A 25,392-nucleotide genomic window follows, 5' to 3' on the forward strand; every position below is an offset into this window, starting at 1 on the left:
GGTCTGCAGACCCGTGCTCCTGACGGTGGTGGATCTCGACACACCCGCTGCGCGGGCTACTCGATCAACAGAGAGCTGCTGCAACGGAGCTGACGCTGTCCTGCATGCTGGTCGAGAGGCCCCGGAGGGGCGTATCGAGACCGACGCGCTCAGAGGCTCTCGCCGATGGCGATCGACTGGGCCTCGACGGCCTCCGACTCCTGGCCGTGCGCGTCCGCGCGCGCCAGCGTCCGCCGCCCGAGGAACACGATCAGCGAGGCGATCAGCACCGCTCCCGCCGCCGCGTACATCGGGAAGGCCGGCGAGATCACCGCGGCCAGCGCCGAGGCGGCGGGCGGGGCGATCGCGCCGCCGAGGAAGCGCACGCCCGAGTAGGAGGACGAGGCCACGGAGCGCGGCAGGTCGGTCGCCTCCATCACGCACTCGGTGAGCACGGTGTTGACGACGCCCAGCAGCAGGCCGCCGACGATGATGCAGACGATGAGGCCGACCCGCGAGGAGATCAGCAGTCCGCCGGCGACGAGGTCGAGCGCGAGCAGCACCAGCACCGAGCGGAGCACGACGGTGCGCGGCAGCCGCGCGGTCAGCAGCGGCGCGACGAAGACCGAGGTGATCGCGACGCCGAGGCCCCAGCCGAAGAAGGTGAAGCCGAGCCCCATCTCGTCGAGCCCGAGCGGGTACGGCGTGTAGGCCAGCAGCACGAAGAAGCCGATGTTGTAGAACAGCGCCGCACCGGCGAGGGTCCGGATCGCGGGCACGGCCAGCGCCTTGAACGGCGCGGAGAGCGGCGTCGGGGTGGGCCGCGGGCCGTCCTCGCGCAGCAGCGTCGCGATGGCGATGAAGCCGACGGCCATCAGCACGGCCGTGCCGAAGAACGGTCCGCGCCAGGAAACGGACCCGAGCAGGCCGCCGAGCAGTGGGCCGATCGCGATGCCGACGCCGAGCGCGGCCTCGTAGAGCACGATCGCGGCGGAGGATCCTCCGCTGGCCGCGCCGACGATCGTCGAGAGCGCGGTCGAGATGAAGAGCGCGTTGCCGAAGCCCCAGCCGGCGCGGAAGCCGATGACGCCCTCGACGCTGCCGGCCGTGCCGGCCAGCGCGGCGAAGACCACGATCAGCACCAGGCCGATCATCAGCGTCTTCTTCGCGCCGATGCGGCTGGAGAGCCAGCTGGTGAAGAACATCACGACGCCGGTGATCACGAGGTAGCTGGTGAACAGCAGCGAGGTCTCGGTCGGCGTCGCCTCCAGGCTCTCGGCGATGGCCGGGAGGATCGGGTCGACGAGGCCGATGCCCATGAAGGCGATGACGGCGGCGAAGGCGACGGCCCAGACGGCGAGCGGCTGCCGGAGGATCGAGCCGCCCGCGGCGGGGGAGTGGGGAGTGGACACGGAGGGGCCTTTCGGGGGAGGGGTCGTGCGGGGAAGGGGAGTCAGGAGGCGGGGCCGCCGGCGACGCGCAGGACGCGCTCCTCGACGAGGGCCGCGGCGCGCTCGAGGGCGCGGCGGTCGTCGTCGTCGAGGTCGTCGAACAGCGGGGCGAGGGCGGTGTCGAGGCGGAGGCGGTGCTCGGCGAGGGCCGCGGCTCCCGCCTCGGTGCCCTCGATCAGCCAGGCGCGGCCGTCGCTCTCGTCGTGCACGCGGCGGATCCAGCCGGCCTCGTCGAGGCGCGCGATGATGCCGGTCATCGTCGGCTGGGTGACCCGGACGCGCTCGGCGAGCTCGCCGAGTCGGATCGGGGAGGCGGTGCGCAGCTCGGCGAGCGTCGACCAGACGGCGCCGGACTGCGCGCCGAGCCCGGTGGCGCCGCTGGAGCGACCGGCGTACCGCGCGAGCGCGGTGGCGGCGGAGGCGAGGCGGACGGGAGCGGAGGGTTCGAGCACGTGCTTAAACATAGCACGCCTATGTATCGCGGGAAAGACCGATCCGTCGCGTCCCGCACTGCCCTTCTCCACCGTTGCTGTGCCAGAATTGTTCGCAATCCCTCGTCGAAAGCGGGGATCACCGACGGAAAGAGTTGTCATGCACAGCGTGGTGGAGTCCAGCGCGACCGCCCTCGAATCCGATCTCGACTGCGACGTGGTCGTGATCGGCGCCGGCGCCACCGGCCTGACCGCCGCCCTCCGGCTGCAGGAGCAGGGCCGCCGCGTCGTCGTCCTCGAGGCGCGCGAGCGTGTCGGCGGCCGCCTCGAGACCCGCGTGGTCGACGGCCAGATGCTCGAGCTCGGCGGCCAGTGGGTCTCGCCGGATCAGACCGCCCTGCTCGAGACGCTCGACGAGCTGGGCCTCGACACCTACTCCCGCTACCGCGAGGGCGAGAGCGTCTACATCGGCGCCGACGGCGGCGCCCGGCGCTTCACCGGCGACATCTTCCCCGGCGGCGCGAGCACCGAGGCCGAGATCGAGCGCCTGATCGGGATCCTCGACGGCCTCGTGGCCGAGACCGACCCGTCCGCGCCGTGGTCGCACCCGCGGGCGCACGACTACGACCGGATCAGCTTCAGCGCCTGGCTGGAGGCGCAGAGCGACGACGCCGAGGCCCGCGCGAACATCGCGCTCTTCATCGCCGACGCCATGCTCACCAAGCCCGCGCACTCCTTCTCGCTGCTGCAGGCCCTGCTGATGGCGGCGAGCGCGGGCAGCTTCGGCAACCTCGTCGACGCCGACTTCATCCTCGACAAGCGCGTCCTCGGCGGCCTCCAGCAGGTCCCGGAGCGGCTCGCCGAGCGCGTGGGCGCCGAGCGCGTCCTGCTCGGCCGGCCGGTCCGCTCCGTCGAGTACGGCGACGACGGCGTGATCGTCCGCGCCGACGGCGTCACCGTGCGGGCCCGCCGCGCGATCGTCGCCGTGCCGCCGAACCTCGTCAACCGGATCACCTTCGACCCGCCGCTGCCCCGGCTCCGCCAGCAGGCGCTCCAGCACCAGTCCCTCGGCCTCGTGATCAAGGTGCACGCGACCTACGCGACCCCGTTCTGGCGCGCCGACGGCCTCTCCGGCACCGCGTTCAGTCCGCACGCCCTCGTGCACGAGGCCTACGACAACTCCAACGCGGGGGAGGAGCGCGGCACCCTCGTCGGATTCGTCTCGGACGAGAAGGCCGACCGCGTGCTAGCGCTGCCCGAAGCCGAGCGGAAGGCCGCGATCCTCGACTCGCTCGCCGTTTACTACGGCCCGGCCGCGCTCGACCCCGTCGTCTACTACGAGAGCGACTGGGCGTCGGAGGAGTGGACGCAGGGCGCGTACGCCGCGAGCTTCGACCTCGGCGGGCTGACCCGCTACGGCGCGCTGCAGCTCGAGCCGGTGGGGCCGCTCCGCTTCGGCTCCAGCGACCTCGCGGCCGAGGGCTACCAGCACGTCGACGGCGCGATCCGCGTCGGCCGGCGCCTGGCGCAGGAGATCCTGGCCGAGGACACCGCCGACGCCCCCGACGCCGACATCGAGCACGACACCGCCGACGCGACCGCGCCGGCCCGCGACCGTGAAGGAGCACTCCCCGCATGAGCAGCAGCAGCTACGCCGTCATCGACCCGGCCTCGGGCGAGACGCTGAGCGAGTACCCCGGCATCACCGACGCCGAGCTCGCCGACGCCATCGCCTCGGCCCACGACGCGTACTCCACCTGGTCGCGCACCGTGCCCGTCGCGACCCGCTCCGCGCTGATCGCCCGCGTCGCGGACCTGCACGTCGAGCGCGCCGACGCCCTCGCCGAGATCATCGTCCGCGAGATGGGCAAGCCGCTCGACCAGGCGCAGGGCGAGGTCGGCTTCGCGGCGGACATCTACCGCTACTACGCCGAGAACGGCGAGGAGTTCTTGAAGGACGAGCCGATCGCGCTGGCCGACGGCACCGGCTCGGCGTTCGTCCGCCGCTCGGGCCTGGGTGTGCTGCTGGGCATCATGCCCTGGAACTTCCCCTACTACCAGGTCGCCCGCTTCGCCGGCCCGAACGTGGTGAACGGCAACACGATCCTGCTCAAGCACGCGCCGCAGTGCCCGGAGTCGGCCGCCGCGATCGCCGACATCTTCCGCACGGCCGCCGAGGAGCTCGGCGCCCCTGCCGGCGTCTACGTGAACCTCTACGCGAGCAACGACCAGGCCGCGACCGTCATCGCCGACCCGCGCGTGCAGGGCGTCTCCGTCACCGGCTCCGAGCGCGCCGGAGCGGCCGTCGCCGAGATCGCCGGCCGGAACCTCAAGAAGGTCGTGCTCGAGCTGGGCGGCTCCGACCCGTTCGTGCTCCTCTCCACCGACGACCTCGACAAGGCCGTCGAGGACGCGGTCGCCGCGCGCCTGGACAACAACGGCCAGTCCTGCAACGCCGCCAAGCGCTTCATCGTGATCGACGGGCTCTACGACGCCTTCGCCGAGAAGTTCACCGCGGCCTTCACCGCCGCCCAGCCCGCGGATCCCTTCGCCGAGGGGACCCTGCTCGGCCCGCTCTCCTCCGCCGCTGCGACCAAGCGCCTCGAGCAGCAGCTCGCCGTCGCCCGCGAGCAGGGCGCGACCGTCCGCGCCAGCGGCGAGGTGACCGGCAACTTCTTCCCGCCGGCCGTCCTCGAGGACGTCACCCCCGAGATGAACGCCTACCGCGAGGAGTTCTTCGGCCCCGTCGCCGCGCTCTACCGCGTGCACGACGAGGACGAGGCGATCGCGCTCGCCAACGACACCCCGTACGGCCTGGGCTCCTACCTCTACACGACCGACTCGGAGCAGGCCCTCCGCCTGGCCGACCGCATCGACGCCGGCATGGTCTGGATCAACCTCGTCCTCGGCGACGCGGCCGAGCTCCCCTTCGGCGGCGTCAAGCGCTCCGGCACCGGCCGCGAGATGGGCCGCAGCGCCCTCGAGGAGTTCGTCAACAAGAAGCTGATCCGCATCGCCTAGGCCCGGCGGGGCCGGGCCGGCGCGACGGAGGGCCTGCCTTCCAGGCGTTCCCTCATCGACAGTCCAGGTCGGGAAGCGCGGTCGGCTCGACGCCCAGCACGTTCAGAACCCGTCGCGCTATCGAGGGGGTCGACATCGGCAGACCGCGTTCGAGGCGTCGCACGTCGGAGACGGCCACACCCGCGGCGTGCGCCAGCTCGTCGGTGGAGAGACCCTGGATGCGTCGCTCCGATCCGACGACGGCCGCCAGTATGTCCGGGCGCCGGAGGTACTCCCGTCGCGGTCGGTGCAGAGCCTCACGGACGTAGTCGGGGTCGCCGTGGAGTGCGTGCTGCACGAGATTCGTGCCGAAGTCGACGAGCCCGGACTCCACAGTCCCGCCCCACCAGTCCGCCAGCAGCCCGGCGGGGTCGGGCGACGCGCGAAGCAGGCGGATGCGCGCGGCCGTCCTGGCGCGCTCCTGTCCCTCGAGGCCCGACAGGGTCCGCTCGTGCAGGGCGTGGGCCAGCAGCCGTCGCGACCTGGCGGAGAGCGGCCGGCGCGAGCGCACCTCGGGCACCTCCATGATCTCCCAGCGGCGACCGACCTTCCTGGCCTCGATCCGGCCCGCGGCGATCAGCGCCCGCACTCGGCGCGGAGTCACACCGAGCTGCTCGGCGACCTGCTTGACGTCCATCGCACCTCTCTACCGCGCGGCGTCGAGTCGATCGCGAGGGCGACGCGATCTGGCGCACGATCACTGCCTCGCTGAGATCGCCCGTGATACTCGTCCGGTCACGTCGAGCAGGTGCTCGCGGCGACCGAGAAGGGAAGGGGAGCGACGATGACCGACGCGGAGCGCTGCACCTATCGGGTCCAGTGGTCGCAGGAGGACGAGCAGTTCCTCGGCACCGTGGTGGAGTTCCCCTCGCTCTCCTGGGCAGCGGACTCATCGGCGGAGGCGTTCTCGGGTATCCGGCTCATCGTCGCCGATGTCCTCGCCGACCTGGCCGGCGCCGGCGCAGGCGAGAACTCGAGGCTCGTCGCGCCTGAAGGCGGGTAAGCTCGCCCGTCATGCGCGTCTTCGGCTGTCCGCACTGCGAGGCGCGGGTGGAGTTCGAGGACGCGCGGTGCCTGCGCTGCGGCACGGCGCTCGCGTACGACGTCGACGCGGACGAGCTCGTCGAGGCGGAGGGGCGCGCACTCTGCGTGTACCGCGGCACGATCGACTGCACCTGGCTGGCGGCGGAGGGGACGGGCGGCGCCTGCGCCTCCTGCGCGCTGACGAGCGCCCGGCCGCCGGTGTACGACGCGGCGACGCTGAGCCAGCTGACGGTCGCCGAGTTCGCCAAGCGGCGGCTGCTGCGCCAGCTGCGGCACCTCGACCTGCCGGTGCACCGCGGTCGGCGGCTGTCCTTCGAGCTGCTCTCCTCCGCGCAGGGCGCCGCGACGACCGGGCACGCCGACGGCGTGGTCACCGTCGACCTCGCCGAGGGGAACGACGCGCACCGCGAGGCGCTCAAGGCGCGGCTCGGCGAGCCGTACCGGACGATGCTCGGCCACTTCCGGCACGAGATCGGCCACTACTACTGGCAGCTGCTCGTGGACGGCACGCCGCTCCTGCCCGCGTTCCGCGCGCTGTTCGGCGACGAGCGGGCCGACTACGGCGCCGCGCTCGACGCGCACTACGGCGGCGCGTCGACCGAGGACTGGGCCCGCGACCACATCTCGCAGTACGCCACGACGCACCCGTGGGAGGACTTCGCCGAGACCTTCGCGCACTACCTGCACATCGCCGACGCGCTGGAGACGACCGCGACGGTCGGCCTGACCGTCGCCGGACCCTGGGGCCGCCTCCCCGAGTCGCTGGTCGGCAGTGTGCAGGCGACGGGCGCGCAGCGCGTCGCCGATCTGGAGACGCCCGAGATCCTCGCCCGCTGGCACGGCTTCTCGCTCGCGCTCAACAGCGTGAACCGCTCGATGGGCAAGGACGACCTCTACCCCTTCGTCATCACGCCCGCGATCGCCGAGAAGCTCGCCTGGGTGCACGAGCTGGTGCGCCGCGGCGCACGGCTGTGACTCGTCGCCGCGGCGCACGGCTGTGACTCGTCGCCGCGGCGCACGGCTGTGTCTCGTCGCCGCGGCGCACAGCTGTGACTCGTCGCCGGGGGACCTGGGAGTCAGGCCTCGCCGTCGAGCAGCCGGCGCGGCGCCCTCGCGGCCCACGCCTCGCGCAGCAGCTCGCCGAGCTCGTCCGCGCCGATCTTCTCCAGCCGCACGAGCACGCTCGGATGCCCGTCGTAGTGGCTCGTCGTGAAGTACGTCTCCGGGTCGCTCTGCAGCAGCGCCTCGCGCTCGCCCAGATCGGCCCGCCAGACGAGCAGGACACCCGGCCGCTGGTGCAGGCGGGCGAACATCCTCGGGCCGGCGTAGAAGGCCGGGGTGCCGTAGGCGGTCCGCTCCTCGGTGCCGGGGAGCAGGAGCGCCAGTCGGCGCACGTCGTCGTCGTCGCTCATGCTCCCCAGTGTGCGCCGCTACTTCTTCTTCAGCGAGGACTCCTCGTGCGCGGCCTTCGCGTCGGTCTTGTCGCTCTGCACGATCCAGTAGGGCTCGTCGTCCGAGGCGTTGAACTTCTGCCCCTCGAACTGGAACTCCTTCGTCTTCTTCTCGACCAGCTCGCCGTGGGTCTCGCCCTGCGAGGTGTTCCAGCTGATCTTGTCGCCCTTCTTCACGAGGCGCTTCCTCTCTCTCGTGCCGCACCGGGGGTCCGGGGCAGCGTGATGGTGGTGGTGACGTCGACGATCGCCGGCGTGGCCGGTGCCGACGAGAAGCCGAAGCGGGCCGGCGGCGACAGCGGGCCGAGCGCGCCGAGGTCCGCGCCGTCGAGCGAGGCGGTGACCCCGAGGATCGAGCGGATGGCGCGGACGCCGTAGTACTCCCGCTTGCCGTGGCCGGCCGAGCCGGCGGTGCTCACGCCGCGCACCAGCACGGAGGCGACCGGGGAGATCGCGGTCAGCCAGGCCGGGTGCTCGGCGAGCGGCCGCGGCACGACCCTCAGCAGGCGGCCCAGCCGAGTGAGCCCGCCGAGCCGCAGCGCGAGCGAGAGCGGGCCGGCCGTGGCCTCGATCCCGCCGGCGACGCGGTGCCAGGCGACCGGCGCGAGCCGCACCTCGTCGAACGAGTAGGTCGACCCGATGAAGTCCGCGACCTCGTCCGTCGGCGCGATCAGGAGCCGGTGCCCGTCCGCCCGCTCGACCATGGCGTCGGCGAACGCGCCGAACGGCGTGCTCTCCCACAGCCCGAGCACGATCCGGGTGCCGGAGGCCGTGCCGAACCCCGCGATGCGCCCGCTGAAGCGCAGGCGCCGCGAGGTCCGGCCCGGCCCGGTCATCAGGAGGCGGCGGAGCGCAGCAGCGTGAAGGACGCGTCGCGCACGATCAGCGTGGTGACCTCGCCCTCGACGACCTGCTCCGGGTCGCTCGAGGCGGCCAGCTGCCACTCGGCACCGGGGGCGTCCGGCACCGTGAACTCGACGCCGTTCTCGGCCGAGTTCATCAGCAGTGCGAAGCTGGCGCTGCCCTCGGCGCGGAAGACGAACGTGATCGAGCGGGCGTCCGGGTTGTCCCAGTCCTCGTCGGCGAAGCCGGCGGCGTCCGAGCGCAGGATGTCGACGGTCTCGGGGCCGTCGCCGGGGGCGCGGCGGAACCACTTCGGCCGCAGGGCCGGCTCGGCCTTCCGCAGCGCGATCAGCTCGCGGGTGAAGGCTAGCAGGTTGAGGTCCGCGTTCTCCCAGTCGAACCACGAGATCTCGTCGTCTTGGCAGTAGGCGTTGTTGTTGCCGCCCTGGGTGCGCGCGATCTCGTCGCCGCCGAGGATCATCGGCACGCCGGCCGAGAGCAGCAGCGTCGCGAGGAAGTTGCGGCGCATCCGGGCGCGGCGCTCGTTGACGGCGCCGTTGTCGGTCGCGCCCTCCGCGCCGTTGTTGGAGGAGCGGTTGTCGCTCTCGCCGTCGTTGTTGTCCTCGCCGTTGGCCGCGTTGTGCTTGCGCGAGTAGGCGGTGAGGTCGGCCAGAGTGAAGCCGTCGTGCGCGGTGACGAAGTTGACGCTCGAGACGGGGGAGCGCTTGTCCGCCTCGTAGACGTCCGGCGAGCCGAGGATCCGCTGCGCGGTGGTGCCGAGCACCGAGTCGGCGCCGTGCCAGAAGTCGCGCACGTCGTCGCGGAACTTCCCGTTCCACTCCGACCAGTCGGCGGGGAAGCCGCCCACCTGGTAGCCGGCGGTGTCCCACGGCTCGGCGATCATCTTGACGGGCGCGAGCACCGGGTCCTGCGCGATCAGGTCGAGGAAGGCGCTGTGCACCTCGGCCTCGCCGGTCTGGCGGGTGAGCGTGGTGGCCAAGTCGAAGCGGAAGCCGTCGACGTGCATCTCGGTCACCCAGTAGCGCAGCGAGTCCATGATCAGGCCCAGCGCCGCGGGGTGCGCGACGTTGAGGCTGTTGCCGGTGCCGGTGGTGTCGAAGTAGTTGGCGCGGTCGTCCTCGACGAGGCGGTAGTACGAGCCGTTGTCGATGCCCTTGAAGGACAGCGTCGGTCCCTTGTCGTTGCCCTCGGCGGTGTGGTTGTAGACCACGTCGAGGATGACCTCGAGGCCGGCCTCGTGGAACGCCTTGACCATGGCCTTGAACTCGTCGACCTGCGAGCCGTCGTCGCCGGCGTGCGAGTACTCGTTGTGCGGCGCGAAGAAGCCGAGCGAGTTGTAGCCCCAGTAGTTTCGCAGGCCCTTCTCGACCAGGTGCGAGTCCTGCACGAACTGGTGCACCGGCAGCAGCTCGACCGAGGTCACGCCGAGGTCGGTGAAGTGCTTGATCGACGCGGGGTGCGCGAGGCCGCGGTAGGTGCCGCGGACGTTCTCGGGCACGTCCGGGTGCAGCTGGGTGAAGCCCTTCACGTGCACCTCGTAGACGACCGTCTCGTCCAGCGGGATGCGCGGGGCCTCGTCGCCGGTCCAGTCGAAGGAATCGGGGTCGGTCACGACGCAGCGCGGCACGGCGGCCGCGTCGTCGGCGTCGTTGCGCGTGTCGGCGTCCTCGTAGAACTGGCCGAAGACGTCCTCGCTCCACTCGTAGCCGCCCTCGATCGCCGTGGCGTGCGGGTCGAGCAGGAGCTTCGCGGCGTTGTGGCGGAGGCCGTTGGCGGGGTCCCAGGGGCCGTCGACGCGCAGACCGTAGCGGGTGCCGACCGTCATCTCGGGGACGATGCCGTGGAAGACGTGACCGGTGCGCTCGGTGAGCGCGACGCGGGTCTCGGCTCCGGAGGAGTCGAAGAGGCAGACCTCGACGCTGTCCGCGGTCTCGGAGTAGACGGCGACGTTCGCGCCGGCGTCGCCGCGCAGGGAGACGCCGAGGGGATAGGGGAAGGAACGGGGAGATGCGGGCATGCGACCATCCTGACGAACGCTCCCTGAGCGGTTCTCGCCCTTGTCCGGCGGGGCACGGGCCGGTACTGTTCCGGACCCCTCTCCACGCGCCACCCTGGCGCGAGCGGCGCGCCGAGGCATATAGTCAGCTGGCTTACTAATGGAGCTCCGGACCGGATCCGGGGCGGAGGAGGACGGCATCATGGCTCTCGCAGCAGCTCGGCGCCGCTGGATCGGACTGATCGTGATCAGCCTCGGCGTGGCGACGATCATCGTCGACTCGACGATCGTGAACGTGGCGATCCCGTCGATCGTCGCCGACCTCGGCATCACCTCGACCCAGGTGCAGTGGGTGCAGGAGTCGTACACCCTCGTCTTCGCCGCGCTCCTGCTCGCCTTCGGCACCCTCGCCGACCGCTGGGGCCGGCGCCGGATGCTCGTCGTCGGCATCGCGCTGTTCGCCCTCTCGTCCGTGGCCGCCTCGCTCGCGGCCACCGGCGACCTGCTGATCCTCTCGCGGGTGGTGCAGGGCGTGGGCGGCGCGATGGTGCTGCCGTCGACGCTGTCGCTGATCAACGCGACGTTCCGCGGCAAGGAGCGGGCGATCGCGTTCGCCGTCTGGGGCTCGACCATCGGCGGGATGACCGCCGTCGGTCCGCTGCTCGGCGGCTGGCTCACCACCGACTTCTCCTGGCGCTGGGCCTTCGGGATCAACATCCCGCTCGGGATCGTCATCGTCGTCGGCGCGCTGCTCTTCGTCGACGAGTCGAAGCAGCCGGACGCGGGCCGCGTGGACCTGGTCGGCGCGCTGCTCTCGGTCGTCGCCTCCGCCGGCCTGGTCTTCGGGCTGATCGAGGGCCGGAGCCTCGGCTGGTGGCTGCCCTCGCCGGTGCCGGTCGCCTTCGTCGTCGCCGTCCTCGCGACGATCGCGTTCGTGCTCTGGGGCCGGGCCCGCGAGCGCGCCGGCCGCTCGGCGATGCTCTCGCTCCGGCTGTTCCGGCTGGCCTCGTTCCGCAACGGCAGCATCGCCGCGATGATCGTCTCGCTCGGCGAGTTCGGCATCATCCTCGCCCTGCCGATCTGGCTGCAGAACGTGCTCGGCTACACCGCGGTGCAGACCGGGCTGGTGCTGATCGCCCTCGCGCTCGGCTCGTTCGTCGCCTCCGGCTTCGCGGGCGCGTTCGGCAACCGCGTCTCCGCCGTGCTGATCGTCCGGGTCGGGCTCGCGGCCGAGATCGTGGGCGTGGTCGGCATCGGCGCCGTCGTCTCCGACACGACACCGTGGTGGGCGCTCGTGCCCTTCCTCGCCGTCTACGGCTTCGGCGTCGGCCTCGCCACCGCGCAGCTGACCGGAGTGGTCCTCCGCGACGTGCCCGTCGAGCTCAGCGGCCAGGGCTCCGGCACCCAGTCGACCGCCCGGCAGATCGGCTCGGCGCTCGGCATCGCGGTGCTCGGCACGATCCTCTACACCTCGACCGCGGGCGTGCTCACCTCGTCGCTGGAGGAGCAGGGCCTGCCGGCCGCGCAGGTCAGCAGCACCGTGGACGCCGTCGTCGACTCCTCGGGAGCGGCCATCGCCGGACTCGCGGCCGACCCGGGCTCGGCGGACGTCGCCCGCGCGGCCGGGGAGGCGCTGTCGGACGGCACGCGCTTCGCCGCCTTCGCCGCGGCGGGCTTCCTCGCCGTCGGCTTCGCGGCGACCCTCTCCCTCGGCGCGGCGCCGCGCGAGGAGAAGCGCGAGTCCGCCGAGCCGGTCGGCTCGGGTCCGATCAGCTCAGCGGAGCCGCGTCGTCGGCGGTGAAGACGATCTTGCCGATCGTCCGGTCGGTGCCCTGCGCCCGCCGCGAGAGCACGGCGATGACGTCCTCGAGCGGATGCACGGCGCCGGCGGTGGGAACGAGCTCGCCCGAGACGGCCAGCGAGACGGCCCGGCCGATGCGCTCGGCGCTCGCCGTGACGATCAGGTTGCTCACCTTCGGGCGGCCGCGCCGGACGAGGCTCGCCGCCTGGGCGCCGAGGTCCGGGCCGCTCGGCACGAGGGTGGTGTAGCGGCCGCCGTCGGCGAGGAGGAGCGCGGCGTCCCTCGCCGGCAGGTGCCCGGAGACGTCGAGCACCGCGTCGAAGCGGCCGCCGAGCACACCGAGGTCGAGCAGGCGGTAGTCGTGCGGCTCGGCGCCGAGCGCACGCAGGGTGTCGGCGGACGCGGCCGAGCCGGTCGCCGCGACGGTGCAGCCCGCGCGGAGCAGCAGCTGCACGACGAGGTTCCCGATCGCGCCGGAGCCGCCGCCCACCAGGATCTGCTCGCCGGCCCGGACCCGCAGGGCGTCGACCGTGCCGATCGCGGTGCCGCCGGACATCGCCAGCGTCACTCCCTGCACGTCGTCGAGGGCGTCGGGCAGCGGGACCAGCGAGCGGCCGCGGACGATCGCGGCGTCGGCGAAGGCGTCGCCGTCGCGGGTCATGCCGACGACGCGGTCGCCGATCGAGACGGAGTGGTCGCCGGGGCCGAGCGCCTCGACCGTGCCGGCGATGTCGAGTCCGAAGCCGTAGGGGCGCTTCCGGCCGACCGCCATGATCCGGGCGGCACCGGAGAGGATCTTCTCGTCGGTCGCGTTGATGCTCGCGGCGCGCGTGCGCACCAGCACCTCGCCGCGTCCGGGCATCGGCACCGGGGCCTCCCGCCAGGACAGCACGTCCGGTCCGCCGAACCGCTCGTAGCCGAGTCGTCGCAATTCCCGCTCCCGTCGTCGCGCCGCCGAGGCGGTCGTGCTCCGAGCCTAGGCGCTGGCCGCCCGGTGCTACCGTGGCGGCCATGAGCGCAGACGACAGCCCCGAGTTCGCCGGATTCACCAGCGGAGGCTCGGCGAACGTCGAGCACCCGGACGACGTGCAGCCGGCCGACGCCGACAACGAGGAGAGCACGACCCCCGAGGAGAGCGCCGACCCCGACCACCCCTACGACTCGATGGCCGAGAGCGGCACCGAGAACGCCCCGGAGGACGAGGTCGGCTCCCGCGAGGACGAGGAGGGGCTGCTCGCCCCCGGCAGCACGGCCGAGGGCGCGGGCACCTCGCTCGGGGCCGTCCCGGTCGAGGCGCGGCGCGAGGCCGAGCCGCTCGGCGCGCACGACGGCGAGGCCGGCTCGGGCCAGCTCGCCGACGAGCCCTGGCGGCAGAACGGCGTCGATCCGCTCGGCTGACGCCCTCCCGCGCGGGGCCCCGCGTCCAGGAACTACTCCGGTTGCTCGGAGGAGCCCCCCTGGCGGGCCCCGTACGGTTCCGGAGGACGCGGCAGGCCCGCCGCGTGGACGGAGAGTCTCATGTCGTTGCTGTTCAACCGCACCCGGGAGCTCCGCTGGACCCCGGACGAGCGGAAGGCCCTCGCGGAGGCCGTGGCCGAGGACCGCGCCCAGCTGTGGCGCAGCGTCGGCGATCTGGACCGCACGGTCGTCGTCTCGACCGAGGACCCGGGCGTCCGCGGAGGCGCCCGCTGGCCCACCGATCACCGCGCCTTCCTCCGCGTCGAGCGCGGCCCCTCCGTGGTGCTGGCCACCGACGGCCTCAGCGATCCCTTCGACCGCCTCGCCCGCCCCGGCACCGGCCTCGGGCTCGAGCTGTGCCTCGAGACCTCGGCGCTGCGCGGCATCCCCGCGGCCGACCTCTGGAACCACTGGCAGTTCCGTGTCCTCTACGAGGCGGCGCGGCTCGCGGCGCTGCAGGGCGTGTGCTGCCGGACGGGCGTCGACACGGCCACCCTGCCGGGCGCGGCCGCACCGGCCGCCTGGGCGGACGAGCGCGGCTCGGTCGGCGTGCTGCTGGGCCTGCGCGGCGGCGGACTCCCCGAGCGCCTCGAGCTGGCGACGGGCGACGTCGAGCTGGTGACCGTCACCCCGCTCTGGCCGGAGGAGTACGCCTGGGCCTCGGTCGACACCACCGCCCGCGAGGAGATCGCGTCCCGCCTGCGCGCCCTGCCCCACGACGAGCTCGTGCACACCGCCCGCCCCCGCGTGGTCTGAGCACCGCGGAGCCGGTGGATCTCGATACGCGCCCTGCGGGCGCTACTCGATCAGCATGAGGGGCGCGGCGGCCGCCTGCTTGCCGGTCGAGCGGCCGCCCGTTTGCCGGTCGAGCGGCCGCCTGCATGCTGGTCGAGTAGCCCCGAAGGGGCGTATCGAGACCCGGCGTCCTCAGCAGGCGGGTCTGCAGGCTCGTCGTCCGGCGGGGGTGGATCTCGATACGCCCGCTGAGCGGGCTACTCGATCGGCATGAGGCCGCGGATCAGTGCATCGAGATCGCGAGTCAGGCGTGCTCCGGGGGCTCCTCGGTTAGCACGAGCTCGCCGGTGCTGTTGGCGTGAGCGATCAGCTCGTCGATCCAGGCGCGGTTGAGCGCCGGGCGCCGGCCTCCGTGGAAGCGGAAGTGCAGCGGCGTGGTCGGGTGGATCCAGACGGAGCTGCGGCCGTAGCCGCTCGACTCCGGCTCGGTCCAGGAGAGGCTGAACGACTCGTTCCGCCGCATCTTCGCGAACATCGCCACCTTGAGGTGGGCGAGCAGTCGATCGTCGAAGTCGATCTCGAGTGACTGCGGCCCGTAGATCAGTCGTCCCATGCTGGCGAGGATACCGCCGCGGCGCGCTCCGGGCGGGTCGGACCGGGAACGGCGAACGCCCCGCCCAGCGGATCCGAGGATCGCGGTGGCCGGGGCGTTCAGAGGTCGTTGCGACCCGGAGGCCGTGTGACGCTGGGGTCGGTGATTACTCGCCGACGCCGCGGATGTTCGCGGCCTGCGGGCCCTTGCGGCCCTGCTCGACGTCGTACTCGACGTGCTGGTTCTCGACGAGCTCGCGGTAGCCCTCCTTGGCGATGGCGGAGAAGTGCGCGAACACGTCGGCGCCTCCGTCGTCGGGAGCGATGAAGCCGAAGCCCTTTTCGGAGTTGAACCACTTAACGGTGCCAGTAGGCATTTCTTTTCCTTACGTGATGGTGACGCCCGCGTGAGCGGCCGTCGTTAGATTTCGCACAGCTGTGCGGTACCCGGTCCGCTCGTCCGCCGCGGGTGAAACACGCGTCGGCCGATCGATCCGGGTCGTCTGGGGGCGGAGAGCGCGGCTCCTCGTGGGGAGTGCGACTGCGCGGGGGAGAACGTCCCGCTCACCGAGAGTGTCGGAGAAGCGGGGGTCGAACGAGGAACGGCGCGGCTTCCGCGGCGTCCTGTGAAGGGCGGTACCCGCGGGTGAGGCGGGCGTTCGAACCGGCGGATCGAGGGCGATGCACTCGATCGTTGCGGTCTCTATCAGGGGCTGAGTCTCTTCGTCGTCGTGCGACTTCTCAGCCGTGGAATTCGGGCGATCGCCCAGGAGATGTCTCCACTCTACGGGAGAGGAGCGCCCGAGCGCGACCGTCGGGCCCAGACCGGCTCCTCGCGCGGCCCGCGCCTGTGCCACGATGCAACTCCGGGTGCGGCTCGCGCACCCCTCACGACGAGGTGTCGATGCTGCTCACGAGTGCCGGGCTCCCGAGCGCCGAGGCCGCCGACGCGGATGCGCTCGAGCTCCGCCGCGAGCAGAGCGAGGTCGGCATCGCCTGCGCGCGCCGGGCCGGGGGACTGTTCGCGGGCGCGTCCGCGCTCCACCTGGTGATGCTCGTGCCGACCGAGCTGCCCGCCGTGCTGCCGAGCGCCCTCCTGCTCGTGATCAGCGCCGCGATCCAGCTCTCCTCGCGCCGCGCCGGTCCGAGCGGCGCGCGGGCCGTGATCGCCGGCCTCGTGCTCGGCGTCGTCGCGCTCGCGGCGTTCCTCGGCCCGGGCGTCCCGGACGGCGACCGCACCGTGCTCAGCTGCGTGACCATGCTCGCCTCGATGGCGCTGCCGGCCCCGCTGCTCGCGATCGGCTCGTCGCCGCGGCTCGGCTGGGCGGCCGTCCTCGGCGGCGTCCCGGCGCTGGCCCTCGGGATGGCGGCGACGACCGGCTCGGGACGGGCGCTGTTCGTCGGACTCTCGGTCGTCGTCTGCTGGGTCGTCGCCGTCATCGGCGCCCGCTGGCTCGCCTCGAGCGTCGAGCGCGCCCACGCCGGCACCACCCGCCTGCGCACGGCGCACGCCGCCGAGCGCCGCTCGAGCGAGAGCGAGGCGCAGCGCCGCCGCGAGGCGCGCCTGATGCACGACACCATCCTCGCCACCCTCACCCTGCTCGCCCACCGCGGCGAGGGCGTCCCCGTCGCGACGCTGCGCTCGCAGGCGACGGCCGACCTCGCGCTGCTGCGCCGGCTCGACCGCGCCGATCCCGCACCCGCCGACTCCGCGGAGGGGAGCCCGGCGCCGGCCGAGAACGCGGGCAGCGCGCCCTCGGTGCTCGCCGAGGTCGGCCGCCGCGCGGAGGCACTGGGCGTGCAGGTGCGCTGGCACTCCGGCACGGCCGCGCCCGACGCGCCGCCCCTGCCCGGCGCGGCGCTCGACGCCCTCGCGCGCGCCGCGGGGGAGTGCCTCGAGAACGTGCGGCGCCACTCCGGTGCGGCGACGGCCCACGTCACGCTCGACGAAGGGGCGGACGCGGTCCGCGTGACCGTCGCGGACGCGGGGCGCGGCTTCGACCCCGCGGCCGTCCCCGCGTCGCGGCTCGGCCTCGCGCAGTCGGTCGTCGGGCGGATCGAGGCCGTCGGCGGTTCGGTGCGCATCTTCTCCGCGGTCGGCGCGGGCACCACCGTCCTGCTGAGCGTGCCGCGATGACCGCGCCGATCGAGGCCGGCGACCGCGCTGATCGCTCCGCCGGGTCCGACCGCTCCGACCGCGCCGACCGCGCCGGAGAGGGCACGCTCGTCGAGCTGGTCCGCGCGGCCGGCGAGGGGCCGAGGACGCTCGACTCGGTCCGCCAGCGGATCACGCGAACCCATCGCCTGACCGCGAGCTATCTCAGCGCCGGCTTCCTCGCGATCACCGTGGCACTGGTGGTCCGCGGGCTGGCGTCCTTCCTCTGGGCGCTGAACGACCGGTCGGCGACCGGGCTGTCCGGACTTTCCTGGGCGCTGGTGCTCGCCGCGCTCGCGGTGGGGATCGTCATCGTGGTGACCCGGCACGGCGAGCTGCCCCGGCCGGTCTTCGCGGGGGTGCTCGCCGTCGACGCGGTGGCGATGGTGCTGGAGTTCGCCGACTACGCGCTGCCGGCGCCGGCGCCGCTCTACTACCCCACGGTCTGCATCGGGGTCGGCGCGACGGTGATCGCGCTGCTCGGCTTCCAGCCGCCGTCGCGGAGCACCGCGGCGATCATCGTGCTCGTCGGGCTGAGCCTGCTCGGGCTGCTCGCCCACGCGCTGATCTCCGGCGAGGGGTCGAGCATCGCGGTCGGCAACGTGCTGCTGGCGACGACCCCCGTGGCGGTCTACGCCTCGCTGCTCACCGCGCTCGACCGCCACGTGCACCGCGGGCTCGACCGCACCCTGGCGGACAGCGTGGTCGACGGGCCGGGCACCGGTCCGGGCAGTCTCGCGGCCGTGGAGCTCGCGCGGGTCGACGCGGAGATCGCGGAGCTGCTCGAGGAGGTCGTCGCCCGGGGCGCCGCGCCCGACGCCGACCTCGGCGAGCGGGCCCGGGTGCTCGGCGACCGGCTCCGCGAGGTGCTGGCGCGCAGCCACGACCGCACCTGGCTCGTGATCGCCGTGGAGGAGTCCGCGCTGCTCTCCGGAGCGGTGCTCGTCCGCGACCCGCGGGGCATCGCCGCGGCTCTGGCGCCGCCGGACCGCTCGCGCCTGCTCTCCGTCCTCTGGCTGCTCACCGAGCAGGCCGCCGCGGGCCGGCCCGCCCTCGAGCTGGTGCTCGCGCATCGCGAGGACGCGGCGGTGCCGGTGCGGATCGTCCTGCGCGCGCCGGGCCTGCGGCCGCGGGACGTCGACCCGGCGGTCTGGGGGATCCTCGGCGAGATCGGCGCGCACCGGGCGTCTCCCGAGGGCACGGGCACGACGATCGAGCTGGACCACCGCCCGCCGGGGCGGTCGGCGTGAGCGCGGACGCCGGGACGGCGACCGGCGAGCAGCCCGGGATCGCCTTAGCGATCCTCGACGACCACCCGATCCTGCTCAGCGCGCTCACCGAGTGGATCAACCGCTCCGGCGCCGAGATCCGCGTCGTCGCGACGGCCTCGAGCTGGACCGGTCTGCTGGCGCATCCGCGCTTCCCCACCGATGTCGTGCTGCTGGACATCGACCTCGGCGACGACCTCGACCTCGCGATGAAGATCCGCACGATCACCGCCGCCGGCGCGGCCCCGGTCATCATCAGCACCCACTCCCAGGCGGAGACCGTCGCGGGGGCGCTGGAGGCCGGAGCGCGCGGCTACCTGGTGAAGAGCGAGCGTACGGAGGTGATCCTCGAGGCGATCCGCACCGCGGCGCGCGGGGAGTGCTTCCTCACCCCGCAGACCCGGGCCCTGCTGGGCGGCGGCGGCGCGGGCCCGCTGACGGCCCGCGAGCGCCGGATCGTCGGCCTCTTCGTCGAGGGGCTCTCGCTCAAGCAGGTCGCGACCGAGCTCGGGATCACCCAGGACGCGGCGCGCAGCTCGCTGCGGAACGCTCGGGCGAAGTACCGCGCCGAGGGCGTGGGCGTGAGCACCAAGATCGCCCTGCGACGCCAGGCGCTGCGCGACGGGATCATCGGGCGCACGCCCTAGCGGCACGGCGACGAACCCGTCGTGCGTCGGCGACCGTTTCGGGTCAGACGGACTCGTCGCGCTTCTGCCGGGCCGGCTCGGCCGGGCGGTCGGGGCCGTTCCAGACCGAGACGATGCCCCAGGCGACCGCGGCGATCGGCACGGCGAGCACGGCGCCGACGATGCCCGCGAGCACGGTGCCGATGGTCAGCGCGATCAGCACGATCAGCGGGTGCAGCTTGAGCGAGCGGGCCATCACGACCGGCTGGAGGAAGTTGCCCTCGAGCTGGTTGACGGCGATGACGACGATGATCACGATCAGCGCGGCCAGCGGGCCGTTCGCGACGAGGGCGACGAGCGCGGCGAGGATGCCGGCGGCGGTCGCTCCGACGATCGGGATGAAGGCGGTGAGGAAGACGATCACGGCGAGCGGGAGGGCCAGCGGCACCTGCAGGATCGCGAGGGCGACGCCGATGCCGATCGCGTCGACCGCGGCGACGGTCGCCGTGCCGCGGATGTAGCCGCCGAGGACGTCGACGGTCTTGCCGCCGACGCGCTTGGCGCGGTCGTAGCTCGAGCCGGTGAAGGGGCGGAGCAGGAACTCCCAGATCTTCGGGCCGTCCTTCATGAAGAAGAACAGGACGACGATCATCAGCACGAGGCCGGTGACGAAGTTCGCCGCGGCCGCAGCGCCGGCGAGGGCGCCGGAGCCGAAGGAGCTGGAGGTGAGGAAGTCGACGACGCTCTGGCGGGCGTCCTCGATCTGCTGCTCGTCGATCTGGAACGGCAGGTGCTGCACGTAGTCCTGCAGCGAGGCGATGCCGTCGGAGGCGCTGCTGACCAACTCGTCCCACTGGTTGCGGACGGCGACGGTGATCAGCCAGCCGATGGCGCCGAGGATCGCGAGCAGTCCGATCAGGGCGATCCAGGTGGCGAGGATCGACGGCACGCCCTTGCGGCGCATCCAGGCCAGGACGGGGTGGATCGCGGATGCGAGGATGATCGCGATCAGCACGGGGATCAGCACCAGCGTCAGCTGGGTCATCGCGAGGACGAGGACCGCCGCGAGCGCCAGGACGACGAGCACCTGGAGGCAGCGCAGGGCGAAGCGCCCGAGTCCGTCGGTCCACACCGTCGGCCGCCGCTCGGCGGGAGGAGTGGCCGGCGAGGCGGCCGGGGAGGCGGCCGGGGGGACGGTGCGGTCGAAGAAGCCCATGGGGGGAACCGTAGTGGAGGGACGGGGCGCGGTTCTCCCGCTTGACGACCGCGCGGTCGCCCAGGAGACGGGGTCTGCCGGGTGGCGGCCGGATCGGGCGTGGAGTGCGGAATCGGTTGCGTCCGGTCGACTCCACTGAGCAGAATCGCCTGTCTGCGGCGAAAAGGAGCGCAGAGGTGCGGAATCCATTGCTTCGACGACGGAATGCGCACTAGGGTCGCCGTGTCCATGCAAGCGCATGGGGTGCGGGACCCGAACCCGCGCCGCAGTCGCTCGCCGGTGCCCGCCGCCTGCCGATCAGGCGGCGGGTCCGCGCTCGTCCAGGACGGCCGCGCTACGCGGCGGGAACTCGGACGGTCAGTCCGCCCGGCTCGATCCAGGTGCGGAACGCCGACGTCGTCCCGAACGGGTCGCCGTCCAGCTCGATCTCCTGCGGCTTCTCCAGGCGCACCACGAGCTCGTGGCCCTTCACGTAGCGCAGCGCCGAGACCTCCTTCGTGAGGCCCATCAGCTTCGTGCCGACCACGCCGCTGCGGCGCAGCACGCCGTTCTCCCAGACCACCTTGAAGATGATCTGGACCCAGCCGAAGAAGCCCTCCGGGCGCAGCAGCACGATGTCGAACTCGCCGTCGTCGACCGCGGCGTCCGGCAGCAGCAGGATGTTCGCCGGCAGGGCGCCGCAGTTGCCCACGATGATCGTGTGCGCGCGCACCTTGCGCGTCTTCGCGCCGTTCAGGGAGTAGCGGAACTCGAGCTGGTTCTTGTCCAGCAGGGCCTTCCGCAGCGCGTCGACGTAGGCGAGCCAGCCGGCCCGCTTCTTCAGGTCGTCGTCGGTGTTCGCGAGCATCTTCGCGTCGATCCCGAGACCGGCCATCACGACGTAGGAGTGCCGGTCGCGGCCCTTCGAGGTCTCGATGTCGATCACGCCGATGTCGATGGCGCGGTCCTCACCCGAGAAGGCGACGGTCAGCGCGTTGTCGACGTCGTCGAGCGTGAGGTTCAGATTGCGGGCGAGCAGGTTGCCGGTGCCGGAGGGCAGCAGCGCGAGCGACGCCTTCGAGTCCTGCAGCGCCTCGGCCACCACGCGCACGGTGCCGTCGCCGCCGGCCGCGATCACCATGTCGACGCCCTGCTCGAGCGCCTCCCTGGTCTGGCCGGCTCCCGGGTCCTCGACGGAGGTCTCGAACCAGAGGGTCTCGTCCCAGCCGGCGGCCTCCTGGGCACGCGCGACGGCGGCCTTCACGGCCTCGAGGTCGACCTTGACGGGGTTGTAGACGATCGCGGCGCGGCGGAGCTCAGACATCGGCGCCGTCCTCGTCCTCGTCGAGCTCGTTCCCGTCGGCGTCGACCCGGCCCGGGCGCACGGCGGCGTCGTCGCGGATGTCGATGCGCGTGTCGCCCGCGGGGGTGGTCGTCACGTCGATGCGCGGGGCCGCGTCGGCCTCCGTCGCCTTCGGTGCGCTGGTCAGCTGGTCTCGGCGATCATCCGCCTTCTGGTCGCTCATGCCTGGACGGTAGCAGCGCGATCGCGAGCGCCGCTCGGGGTTGCGTCGGCCTCGGCGGCCGCTCTCAGCGCGGGGTCGAGCGGGCGGCCTGCAGCCCCCAGAGCACCAGCGGGATCTGCAGCGGCAGGCGCAGCAGCGTGATCGCCCGGGTCCGCGGGCGCCGGGCGTCGAGGGCCATCTGCACGTTGGCGGGGAAGACCCCGGCCATCAGGGCCGCGGAGGCGAGACCGCCGGCGGCGCGGGTCGGCGGCCAGAGCGTCGTCGCGGCGCAGGCGAGCTCCGCGACGCCCGAGACGAGCACCCAGCCGCGGACCGAGCCGGGCATCGCCCGCGGGACGGCGCGCTCGAAGACGGCGGGGCGCGCGAGGTGGATCACGCCCGAGACCGCCATCGCGCCGACGAGCGCGAGCGGGCCGGCACCGAGGCGGGCAGCCCCGGCGCGGGCGGAACGCCGTCGCCGGAGCGTGCGGCGGCTCATCGGCCCTGCGCCCCGCGCTCGAGCGGAGCGACGTGGTCGAGGATCCGGCGCCACTCGCGCACCAGCGCCAGCCGCCCGGTGCCGTCGACGGTCGCGGAGCGCGCGTCGGCGAGCCGGGAGCGGAACCAGCGCGCGTCCTCCGAGCCGGCGACCGGGTCAGCGTCGCCGTTCACGATCAGGACCTCGGCCGTGACCCGGTCGAGCTCGTCCGCCCAGGAGCCGTCGCGGAGCGCGACCAGGTCGGTCGCGGCGCCGCCGGGGCCCTGGCGCCAGCCCTCGCCGAGCATCCGCTCGAGCCGGTTGCGCAGCCCGCCGTGGCTCTCGAGGACCGGGTCGCCGGGGTCGACGCCGAGCGAGTCCAGGCCGGGCACGTCGGCGGGGAGCGTCGCGGCGATCCCCGCGACGTCCTCGCCGGGCAGGGTCTGCCGCCGCTCCCACGCCGTCGTCGGGTGCACGAGCGCCCCGGCCTGCGGGGGAGCGGGGGTGCCGACGATCGCGATGCGGTCGACCAGGTCCGGGTGCCGTGCGGCGAGCGAGAGCGCGAAGGCGCCTCCCGAGCCCCAGCCGACCACGCCGACGCTGCCGAAGCGGGCGCCGTCGACGTCGCGGGCGGTGCGCTCGGAGCGGCGGAGGTACTCCGCGAGGTCGTCGGCGCGGTCCTGGACGCGGCCGTGCTGCGCGTCGACGGGATCGGAGGCGCCGTAGCCGGGGCGGTCGAGGATCAGCAGGTGCAGGCCCCACGGGCCGGTGACCAGCGGGTCGGGGTCGAAGCCGCCCGCGCCGGGAGTGGGGTGGCAGAACACGACCAGCCGGTCCGCGATCGGGTCGCCGGCGGCCGAGACGCCCATCCCGCGTCCGGACCGCAGCTCGAATCGGTGGTTCGCCATGTCTCCTCCAGAGTGCCGCCGTCGGTCGGCGGAGCGACCCCAGTCAACCGGAGGCGCGGGGTGCGCCGCTGGGGATTGTGCGGGGGCGTGGGCATCGTGGCCTCCCCGGGCCGCCCGCCGCCACCCCCTGGCGCGGTCCGTGCGGCGCGGAGGAGAGTGGGCGTTCCGGCAGAGCGCCGGGCGAAGGGAGAGCGGCGATGAGCAGCGACAGCAGCAACGGCACCGAGGACGAGAAGACCGAGAAGACCGAGGACCTCCCCGACGGCACCGGCACCGACACCTCCAGCGGCGGCGGCGACACGGACACCGTCTCGGGCGGCGAGCCGGACGACGAGTAGCCGCCGCGGCACGCTCGGCGACGAGAAGAGGGGCGCCACCGGTGATGCCGGTGACGCCCCTCTCGTCGTTCTCCGAGGTCAGACGACGGGGCCGTTGCCCTCGCTGGTGCGGCGGGTGACCTGCTCGCCGCTGGCGGGGTCGACCGCCGAGCGGGTGGTCGAGACGGCCTGGCGGCGGCGCGTCATCAGGACCAGGCCGAGGATGAGGCCCACGGCTCCGGCGGCCATCAGGATGTAGCCGACCAGCTTGAGGTCGACTCCCGACACCTGGACGTCCACGGCGAACGCGAGGACCGCGCCGACGACGAGGAGGAAGATCCCTGCTCCGATGCTCATACGTGCTCCTTCTGCGTGCGCCGGCGTGCGCGGGAGGCGCGATGGGCACCGGCGGGCGACGCCCCACCGTAGTGCCGTGGCCCCCCGCCGCCGAAGCCCTATCCCCCACCGCCGGCCGGGGTGTAGGCGGGACATCCATGTTGATCGAGTAGCCCGCGGAGCGGGCGTCTCGAGATCCACCACCGTCAGCACCAGAGTCTGCAGACCCGCCCTGCTGAGGACGTAGGTCTCGATACGCCCCTTCGGGGCTACTCGACCAGCATGAATACGCCCCTGCGGGGCTGCTCGATCCGCATGGATGCGTCCCTGCGGGGCTGCTCGACCAGCATGGAGGGCCGCTCCCGCGTCCCCACGGCATTTCGCCAACAGCTTGTTGGCGAAATGCCGGCGATCACTTCGATCCTGCGTCGGCACCACCCGGAAGGGGTGCGACGGCCTGCCGGAGGACGGCTGCGAGGTCCTCGTTGCTGCCGGTGTCCTGGCTGTGGAACCTCGCCTCCACGAAGGCGTCGCGCAGTGGCGCTCCGGGCGCGAAGAGTGCTGCATCGATCTGGTAGCCCGCCTGTTCGGCGAGCTGTGAGAAGAACACGAACTGTGTGCGGGTGTTGCCCTCCCTCGCGAAGTGGATCACGTTCAGCTCGCCCCAGCTCTCGGCGAGCTCATCGATGAACTCCTCCAGTCCGAGACCGCGGAGATGATCCTTGCGAGCGAGCTTCGCGTACTCGGCATCAGCCGCTTCGGAGAGGGCCGGGCCGGCAGGGTAGTAGGCGTGCCCGTCCTTCGTCATGCGCGCGCCGACCGGAGCGACCCGCTCCTGGCCCGCCCACGCGTACACGTCGTGGAAGATCGCACGATGGATCGCCTTCATGTGCGCGTAGTCGAACCGACCCTTGACGGGGTTCTCGTGCAGTTCTCGAATGCGGACAGCAGTGATCGCCTCCTCCATCGCACGCAGCTTCACCGGATCCGTCTCGCCGTAGGGCTTGCTCGGTCCTGTGAACTTGTTGCGCAGAACAGTCGTACCCGGAATGAAGTAGTCATCCCAGGTACGGAAGGTGGAACCGAGCGGCATCAGCCCTGAATGTGTCGCCGAATCGCGGCGACGGCCTCGTCCCCTGTCAGCTCATGGCGCGCGGCACGCTCGATGATCGCGAGTAGTGCGGGATCCGTGACCTCGTGTCCTGCCAGCGAAAGAGCCGCTTCGGCGAACATCAGGTGCTGATCGACCTCAGCGTGATCGGGCGTGACCGCCCCGAGTGCGTGCGCCATGCCGACCTCCCTCGTGAGCCCCTCTACTTTACCAGCGCCACCCCTTCCGGGGCTCAGCGGTCGGCGATGCGGAGCATCACGCGGGTGCGGTCGCCGCGGGAGACGATCCGCTCGATCACCATGAAGGCGCGGTACTCGAGGCGGTACTTGCGGAGGAAGACGCGGCCGAGGCGCTCGACGGTGTCGGTGTCGGAGACGATGTGCGCCTCCGCCTCGAGTGCGGTCGCGCCGTCGGCGACCCGGCCGCGGCGGTCGCAGGGGACGAGGGTCACCCGCGGGTCGTTGCGCAGGCGCTTGACCTTGCCGCTCTTGCGGGGCGTGGTGACGATCAGGTCCGCGCCGTCCCGGGCGATCCACACCGGCGTCGACACTCCGACGCCCGTCTTCCGGAAGGTCGTGAGCGAGACGAACGAGGCGTCGGAGAGGGCCGCGAGAGCGGGCGAGAGGGTCATC

30 protein-coding genes are annotated in these 25,392 nt (G+C 72.9%); 11 read left to right on the top strand and 19 right to left on the bottom strand.

All coding sequences use genetic code 11. The features are described 5' to 3' along the window. Window positions 1-149 precede the first annotated feature (149 nt). Both C1I64_RS19130 and C1I64_RS19135 read right to left on the bottom strand, forming a co-directional pair. Window positions 150-1,391, bottom strand: a complete 1,242-nt coding sequence (locus C1I64_RS19130) for an MFS transporter (RefSeq protein WP_127888316.1) — start codon at window positions 1,389-1,391, stop codon at window positions 150-152. Window positions 1,392-1,432: 41 nt separating this feature from the next. After that, window positions 1,433-1,894: a MarR family transcriptional regulator gene (locus C1I64_RS19135; RefSeq protein WP_164874604.1), complete on the bottom strand. Its 462-nt coding sequence runs from the start codon at window positions 1,892-1,894 to the stop codon at window positions 1,433-1,435. Window positions 1,895-2,021: 127 nt separating this feature from the next. Here C1I64_RS19135 and C1I64_RS19140 point away from each other — a divergent pair, with 127 nt between their 5' ends. Together C1I64_RS19140 and C1I64_RS19145 are read left to right on the top strand one after the other, a co-directional pair. After that, entirely contained in the window at window positions 2,022-3,500 is a 1,479-nt protein-coding gene (locus tag C1I64_RS19140) for a flavin monoamine oxidase family protein (RefSeq protein WP_127888318.1), read from the top strand. Continuing rightward, window positions 3,497-4,882, top strand: a complete 1,386-nt coding sequence (locus C1I64_RS19145; RefSeq protein WP_127888319.1) for an NAD-dependent succinate-semialdehyde dehydrogenase — start codon at window positions 3,497-3,499, stop codon at window positions 4,880-4,882. Before C1I64_RS19140 ends, C1I64_RS19145 begins: the two co-directional genes overlap by 4 nt. A gap of 52 nt (window positions 4,883-4,934) precedes the next feature. Here C1I64_RS19145 and C1I64_RS19150 read toward each other — a convergent pair whose 3' ends face one another. Continuing rightward, window positions 4,935-5,558 (bottom strand): helix-turn-helix domain-containing protein, encoded by a 624-nt coding sequence (locus tag C1I64_RS19150; RefSeq protein ID WP_127888320.1) that lies wholly within the window; start codon window positions 5,556-5,558, stop codon window positions 4,935-4,937. 147 nt (window positions 5,559-5,705) lie between these two features. On the opposite strand from C1I64_RS19150, the gene C1I64_RS19155 reads away from it, so the two are divergent. Continuing rightward, window positions 5,706-5,924: a hypothetical protein gene (locus C1I64_RS19155; RefSeq protein WP_127888321.1), complete on the top strand. Its 219-nt coding sequence runs from the start codon at window positions 5,706-5,708 to the stop codon at window positions 5,922-5,924. A gap of 11 nt (window positions 5,925-5,935) precedes the next feature. Further along, on the top strand, window positions 5,936-6,940 hold the full coding sequence (locus C1I64_RS19160; RefSeq protein ID WP_127888322.1) for a putative zinc-binding metallopeptidase: 1,005 nt from the start codon (window positions 5,936-5,938) through the stop codon (window positions 6,938-6,940). Window positions 6,941-7,041: 101 nt separating this feature from the next. On the opposite strand, the gene C1I64_RS19165 is transcribed toward C1I64_RS19160, so the two are convergent. Genes C1I64_RS19165 through glgX form a run of 4 tightly spaced genes read right to left on the bottom strand, consistent with a single transcriptional unit; the run spans window position 7,042 to window position 10,297 of the window. Continuing rightward, the gene (locus tag C1I64_RS19165; protein WP_123444796.1) at window positions 7,042-7,377 is read right to left on the bottom strand and encodes an MmcQ/YjbR family DNA-binding protein; all 336 of its coding nucleotides are present in this window, start codon (window positions 7,375-7,377) and stop codon (window positions 7,042-7,044) included. Window positions 7,378-7,395: 18 nt separating this feature from the next. Next, window positions 7,396-7,593: a hypervirulence associated TUDOR domain-containing protein gene (locus C1I64_RS19170; RefSeq protein WP_127888323.1), complete on the bottom strand. Its 198-nt coding sequence runs from the start codon at window positions 7,591-7,593 to the stop codon at window positions 7,396-7,398. Then, window positions 7,590-8,252: a hypothetical protein gene (locus C1I64_RS19175; RefSeq protein WP_127888324.1), complete on the bottom strand. Its 663-nt coding sequence runs from the start codon at window positions 8,250-8,252 to the stop codon at window positions 7,590-7,592. The genes C1I64_RS19170 and C1I64_RS19175 overlap by 4 nt, the downstream gene beginning before the upstream one ends. Beyond that, window positions 8,252-10,297, bottom strand: coding sequence for a glycogen debranching protein GlgX (glgX, locus tag C1I64_RS19180; RefSeq protein WP_127888325.1), 2,046 nt, complete (start codon window positions 10,295-10,297; stop codon window positions 8,252-8,254). Before glgX ends, C1I64_RS19175 begins: the two co-directional genes overlap by 1 nt. Before the next feature lie 181 nt (window positions 10,298-10,478). Between glgX and C1I64_RS19185 the strand changes: the two genes are divergently transcribed. Then, window positions 10,479-12,077: a DHA2 family efflux MFS transporter permease subunit gene (locus C1I64_RS19185; RefSeq protein WP_127888326.1), complete on the top strand. Its 1,599-nt coding sequence runs from the start codon at window positions 10,479-10,481 to the stop codon at window positions 12,075-12,077. On the opposite strand, the gene C1I64_RS19190 is transcribed toward C1I64_RS19185, so the two are convergent. After that, entirely contained in the window at window positions 12,046-13,008 is a 963-nt protein-coding gene (locus tag C1I64_RS19190) for an NADP-dependent oxidoreductase (RefSeq protein WP_127888327.1), read from the bottom strand. The two genes, C1I64_RS19185 and C1I64_RS19190, sit on opposite strands and share 32 nt — an antisense overlap. Window positions 13,009-13,088: 80 nt before the next feature. Between C1I64_RS19190 and C1I64_RS19195 the strand changes: the two genes are divergently transcribed. Both C1I64_RS19195 and C1I64_RS19200 read left to right on the top strand, forming a co-directional pair. Further along, complete coding sequence (locus C1I64_RS19195) at window positions 13,089-13,475, top strand: hypothetical protein (RefSeq protein ID WP_127888328.1); 387 nt, start codon at window positions 13,089-13,091, stop codon at window positions 13,473-13,475. Window positions 13,476-13,595: 120 nt separating this feature from the next. Then, complete coding sequence (locus tag C1I64_RS19200) at window positions 13,596-14,291, top strand: suppressor of fused domain protein (protein WP_123444801.1); 696 nt, start codon at window positions 13,596-13,598, stop codon at window positions 14,289-14,291. A gap of 283 nt (window positions 14,292-14,574) precedes the next feature. Here C1I64_RS19200 and C1I64_RS19205 read toward each other — a convergent pair whose 3' ends face one another. After that, entirely contained in the window at window positions 14,575-14,883 is a 309-nt protein-coding gene (locus tag C1I64_RS19205) for a DUF7882 family protein (protein ID WP_123444802.1), read from the bottom strand. Window positions 14,884-15,028: 145 nt separating this feature from the next. Continuing rightward, entirely contained in the window at window positions 15,029-15,238 is a 210-nt protein-coding gene (locus tag C1I64_RS19210; RefSeq protein ID WP_123444803.1) for a cold-shock protein, read from the bottom strand. 527 nt (window positions 15,239-15,765) lie between these two features. On the opposite strand from C1I64_RS19210, the gene C1I64_RS19215 reads away from it, so the two are divergent. Genes C1I64_RS19215 through C1I64_RS19225 form a run of 3 tightly spaced genes read left to right on the top strand, consistent with a single transcriptional unit; the run spans window position 15,766 to window position 18,931 of the window. Next, window positions 15,766-16,998 carry a sensor histidine kinase gene (locus C1I64_RS19215; protein ID WP_127888329.1) on the top strand — a complete coding sequence of 411 codons (1,233 nt, stop codon included), beginning with the start codon at window positions 15,766-15,768 and terminating at the stop codon, window positions 16,996-16,998. Further along, window positions 16,995-18,266 carry a hypothetical protein gene (locus C1I64_RS19220; RefSeq protein ID WP_127888330.1) on the top strand — a complete coding sequence of 424 codons (1,272 nt, stop codon included), beginning with the start codon at window positions 16,995-16,997 and terminating at the stop codon, window positions 18,264-18,266. The genes C1I64_RS19215 and C1I64_RS19220 overlap by 4 nt, the downstream gene beginning before the upstream one ends. After that, window positions 18,263-18,931: a response regulator transcription factor gene (locus C1I64_RS19225; protein WP_127888331.1), complete on the top strand. Its 669-nt coding sequence runs from the start codon at window positions 18,263-18,265 to the stop codon at window positions 18,929-18,931. The genes C1I64_RS19220 and C1I64_RS19225 overlap by 4 nt, the downstream gene beginning before the upstream one ends. A gap of 43 nt (window positions 18,932-18,974) precedes the next feature. On the opposite strand, the gene C1I64_RS19230 is transcribed toward C1I64_RS19225, so the two are convergent. The 5 genes from C1I64_RS19230 to C1I64_RS19250 form a co-directional block, all read right to left on the bottom strand. Further along, window positions 18,975-20,126, bottom strand: a complete 1,152-nt coding sequence (locus C1I64_RS19230) for an AI-2E family transporter (RefSeq protein WP_123734838.1) — start codon at window positions 20,124-20,126, stop codon at window positions 18,975-18,977. 334 nt (window positions 20,127-20,460) lie between these two features. Beyond that, window positions 20,461-21,429 (bottom strand): diacylglycerol/lipid kinase family protein, encoded by a 969-nt coding sequence (locus C1I64_RS19235; RefSeq protein WP_127888332.1) that lies wholly within the window; start codon window positions 21,427-21,429, stop codon window positions 20,461-20,463. Then, complete coding sequence (locus C1I64_RS19240; RefSeq protein ID WP_123444809.1) at window positions 21,422-21,631, bottom strand: multidrug transporter; 210 nt, start codon at window positions 21,629-21,631, stop codon at window positions 21,422-21,424. The genes C1I64_RS19235 and C1I64_RS19240 overlap by 8 nt, the downstream gene beginning before the upstream one ends. Window positions 21,632-21,695: 64 nt before the next feature. Beyond that, the gene (locus tag C1I64_RS19245; protein ID WP_244209538.1) at window positions 21,696-22,109 is read right to left on the bottom strand and encodes a DoxX family protein; all 414 of its coding nucleotides are present in this window, start codon (window positions 22,107-22,109) and stop codon (window positions 21,696-21,698) included. After that, window positions 22,106-22,996: an alpha/beta fold hydrolase gene (locus C1I64_RS19250; RefSeq protein ID WP_127888333.1), complete on the bottom strand. Its 891-nt coding sequence runs from the start codon at window positions 22,994-22,996 to the stop codon at window positions 22,106-22,108. The genes C1I64_RS19245 and C1I64_RS19250 overlap by 4 nt, the downstream gene beginning before the upstream one ends. Window positions 22,997-23,193: 197 nt before the next feature. On the opposite strand from C1I64_RS19250, the gene C1I64_RS20260 reads away from it, so the two are divergent. Continuing rightward, window positions 23,194-23,334 (top strand): hypothetical protein, encoded by a 141-nt coding sequence (locus tag C1I64_RS20260; protein ID WP_159423548.1) that lies wholly within the window; start codon window positions 23,194-23,196, stop codon window positions 23,332-23,334. Between the two features lie 78 nt (window positions 23,335-23,412). Here C1I64_RS20260 and C1I64_RS19255 read toward each other — a convergent pair whose 3' ends face one another. The 4 genes from C1I64_RS19255 to C1I64_RS19270 form a co-directional block, all read right to left on the bottom strand. After that, a complete protein-coding gene (locus tag C1I64_RS19255) occupies window positions 23,413-23,670 on the bottom strand; it encodes a DUF6458 family protein (RefSeq protein WP_123444811.1) in 258 nt (85 codons plus the stop codon). Between the two features lie 391 nt (window positions 23,671-24,061). Continuing rightward, window positions 24,062-24,742 carry a Fic/DOC family protein gene (locus C1I64_RS19260; protein ID WP_127888334.1) on the bottom strand — a complete coding sequence of 227 codons (681 nt, stop codon included), beginning with the start codon at window positions 24,740-24,742 and terminating at the stop codon, window positions 24,062-24,064. Next, on the bottom strand, window positions 24,742-24,939 hold the full coding sequence (locus tag C1I64_RS19265; RefSeq protein ID WP_123444813.1) for an antitoxin VbhA family protein: 198 nt from the start codon (window positions 24,937-24,939) through the stop codon (window positions 24,742-24,744). The genes C1I64_RS19260 and C1I64_RS19265 overlap by 1 nt, the downstream gene beginning before the upstream one ends. Before the next feature lie 53 nt (window positions 24,940-24,992). Then, window positions 24,993-25,391 (bottom strand): PPOX class F420-dependent oxidoreductase, encoded by a 399-nt coding sequence (locus tag C1I64_RS19270; RefSeq protein WP_127888335.1) that lies wholly within the window; start codon window positions 25,389-25,391, stop codon window positions 24,993-24,995. Window position 25,392 lies beyond the last annotated feature (1 nt).

This window comes from Rathayibacter festucae DSM 15932 (assembly GCF_004011135.1).
Classification (GTDB): domain Bacteria; phylum Actinomycetota; class Actinomycetes; order Actinomycetales; family Microbacteriaceae; genus Rathayibacter; species Rathayibacter festucae.

Bases quoted from the DNA above. Each gene is read 5' to 3' on its own strand.
- C1I64_RS19250 (WP_127888333.1), bottom strand. From the start codon at position 22,996: ATGGCGAACCACCGATTCGAGCTGCGGTCCGGACGCGGGATGGGCGTC.
- C1I64_RS19210 (WP_123444803.1), bottom strand. From the start codon at position 15,238: ATGCCTACTGGCACCGTTAAGTGGTTCAACTCCGAAAAGGGCTTCGGC.
- C1I64_RS19135 (WP_164874604.1), bottom strand. From the start codon at position 1,894: ATGTTTAAGCACGTGCTCGAACCCTCCGCTCCCGTCCGCCTCGCCTCC.
- C1I64_RS19260 (WP_127888334.1), bottom strand. From the start codon at position 24,742: ATGCCGCTCGGTTCCACCTTCCGTACCTGGGATGACTACTTCATTCCG.
- C1I64_RS19230 (WP_123734838.1), bottom strand. From the start codon at position 20,126: ATGGGCTTCTTCGACCGCACCGTCCCCCCGGCCGCCTCCCCGGCCGCC.
- C1I64_RS19145 (WP_127888319.1), top strand. From the start codon at position 3,497: ATGAGCAGCAGCAGCTACGCCGTCATCGACCCGGCCTCGGGCGAGACG.
- C1I64_RS19220 (WP_127888330.1), top strand. From the start codon at position 16,995: ATGACCGCGCCGATCGAGGCCGGCGACCGCGCTGATCGCTCCGCCGGG.
- C1I64_RS19255 (WP_123444811.1), bottom strand. From the start codon at position 23,670: ATGAGCATCGGAGCAGGGATCTTCCTCCTCGTCGTCGGCGCGGTCCTC.
- C1I64_RS19240 (WP_123444809.1), bottom strand. From the start codon at position 21,631: ATGAGCGACCAGAAGGCGGATGATCGCCGAGACCAGCTGACCAGCGCA.
- C1I64_RS19165 (WP_123444796.1), bottom strand. From the start codon at position 7,377: ATGAGCGACGACGACGACGTGCGCCGACTGGCGCTCCTGCTCCCCGGC.
- C1I64_RS19215 (WP_127888329.1), top strand. From the start codon at position 15,766: ATGCTGCTCACGAGTGCCGGGCTCCCGAGCGCCGAGGCCGCCGACGCG.
- glgX (WP_127888325.1), bottom strand. From the start codon at position 10,297: ATGCCCGCATCTCCCCGTTCCTTCCCCTATCCCCTCGGCGTCTCCCTG.
- C1I64_RS19160 (WP_127888322.1), top strand. From the start codon at position 5,936: ATGCGCGTCTTCGGCTGTCCGCACTGCGAGGCGCGGGTGGAGTTCGAG.
- C1I64_RS19205 (WP_123444802.1), bottom strand. From the start codon at position 14,883: ATGGGACGACTGATCTACGGGCCGCAGTCACTCGAGATCGACTTCGAC.
- C1I64_RS19235 (WP_127888332.1), bottom strand. From the start codon at position 21,429: ATGTCTGAGCTCCGCCGCGCCGCGATCGTCTACAACCCCGTCAAGGTC.
- C1I64_RS19200 (WP_123444801.1), top strand. From the start codon at position 13,596: ATGTCGTTGCTGTTCAACCGCACCCGGGAGCTCCGCTGGACCCCGGAC.
- C1I64_RS19150 (WP_127888320.1), bottom strand. From the start codon at position 5,558: ATGGACGTCAAGCAGGTCGCCGAGCAGCTCGGTGTGACTCCGCGCCGA.
- C1I64_RS19140 (WP_127888318.1), top strand. From the start codon at position 2,022: ATGCACAGCGTGGTGGAGTCCAGCGCGACCGCCCTCGAATCCGATCTC.
- C1I64_RS19175 (WP_127888324.1), bottom strand. From the start codon at position 8,252: ATGACCGGGCCGGGCCGGACCTCGCGGCGCCTGCGCTTCAGCGGGCGC.
- C1I64_RS19245 (WP_244209538.1), bottom strand. From the start codon at position 22,109: ATGAGCCGCCGCACGCTCCGGCGACGGCGTTCCGCCCGCGCCGGGGCT.
- C1I64_RS19270 (WP_127888335.1), bottom strand. From the start codon at position 25,391: ATGACCCTCTCGCCCGCTCTCGCGGCCCTCTCCGACGCCTCGTTCGTC.
- C1I64_RS19155 (WP_127888321.1), top strand. From the start codon at position 5,706: ATGACCGACGCGGAGCGCTGCACCTATCGGGTCCAGTGGTCGCAGGAG.
- C1I64_RS20260 (WP_159423548.1), top strand. From the start codon at position 23,194: ATGAGCAGCGACAGCAGCAACGGCACCGAGGACGAGAAGACCGAGAAG.
- C1I64_RS19265 (WP_123444813.1), bottom strand. From the start codon at position 24,939: ATGGCGCACGCACTCGGGGCGGTCACGCCCGATCACGCTGAGGTCGAT.
- C1I64_RS19185 (WP_127888326.1), top strand. From the start codon at position 10,479: ATGGCTCTCGCAGCAGCTCGGCGCCGCTGGATCGGACTGATCGTGATC.
- C1I64_RS19195 (WP_127888328.1), top strand. From the start codon at position 13,089: ATGAGCGCAGACGACAGCCCCGAGTTCGCCGGATTCACCAGCGGAGGC.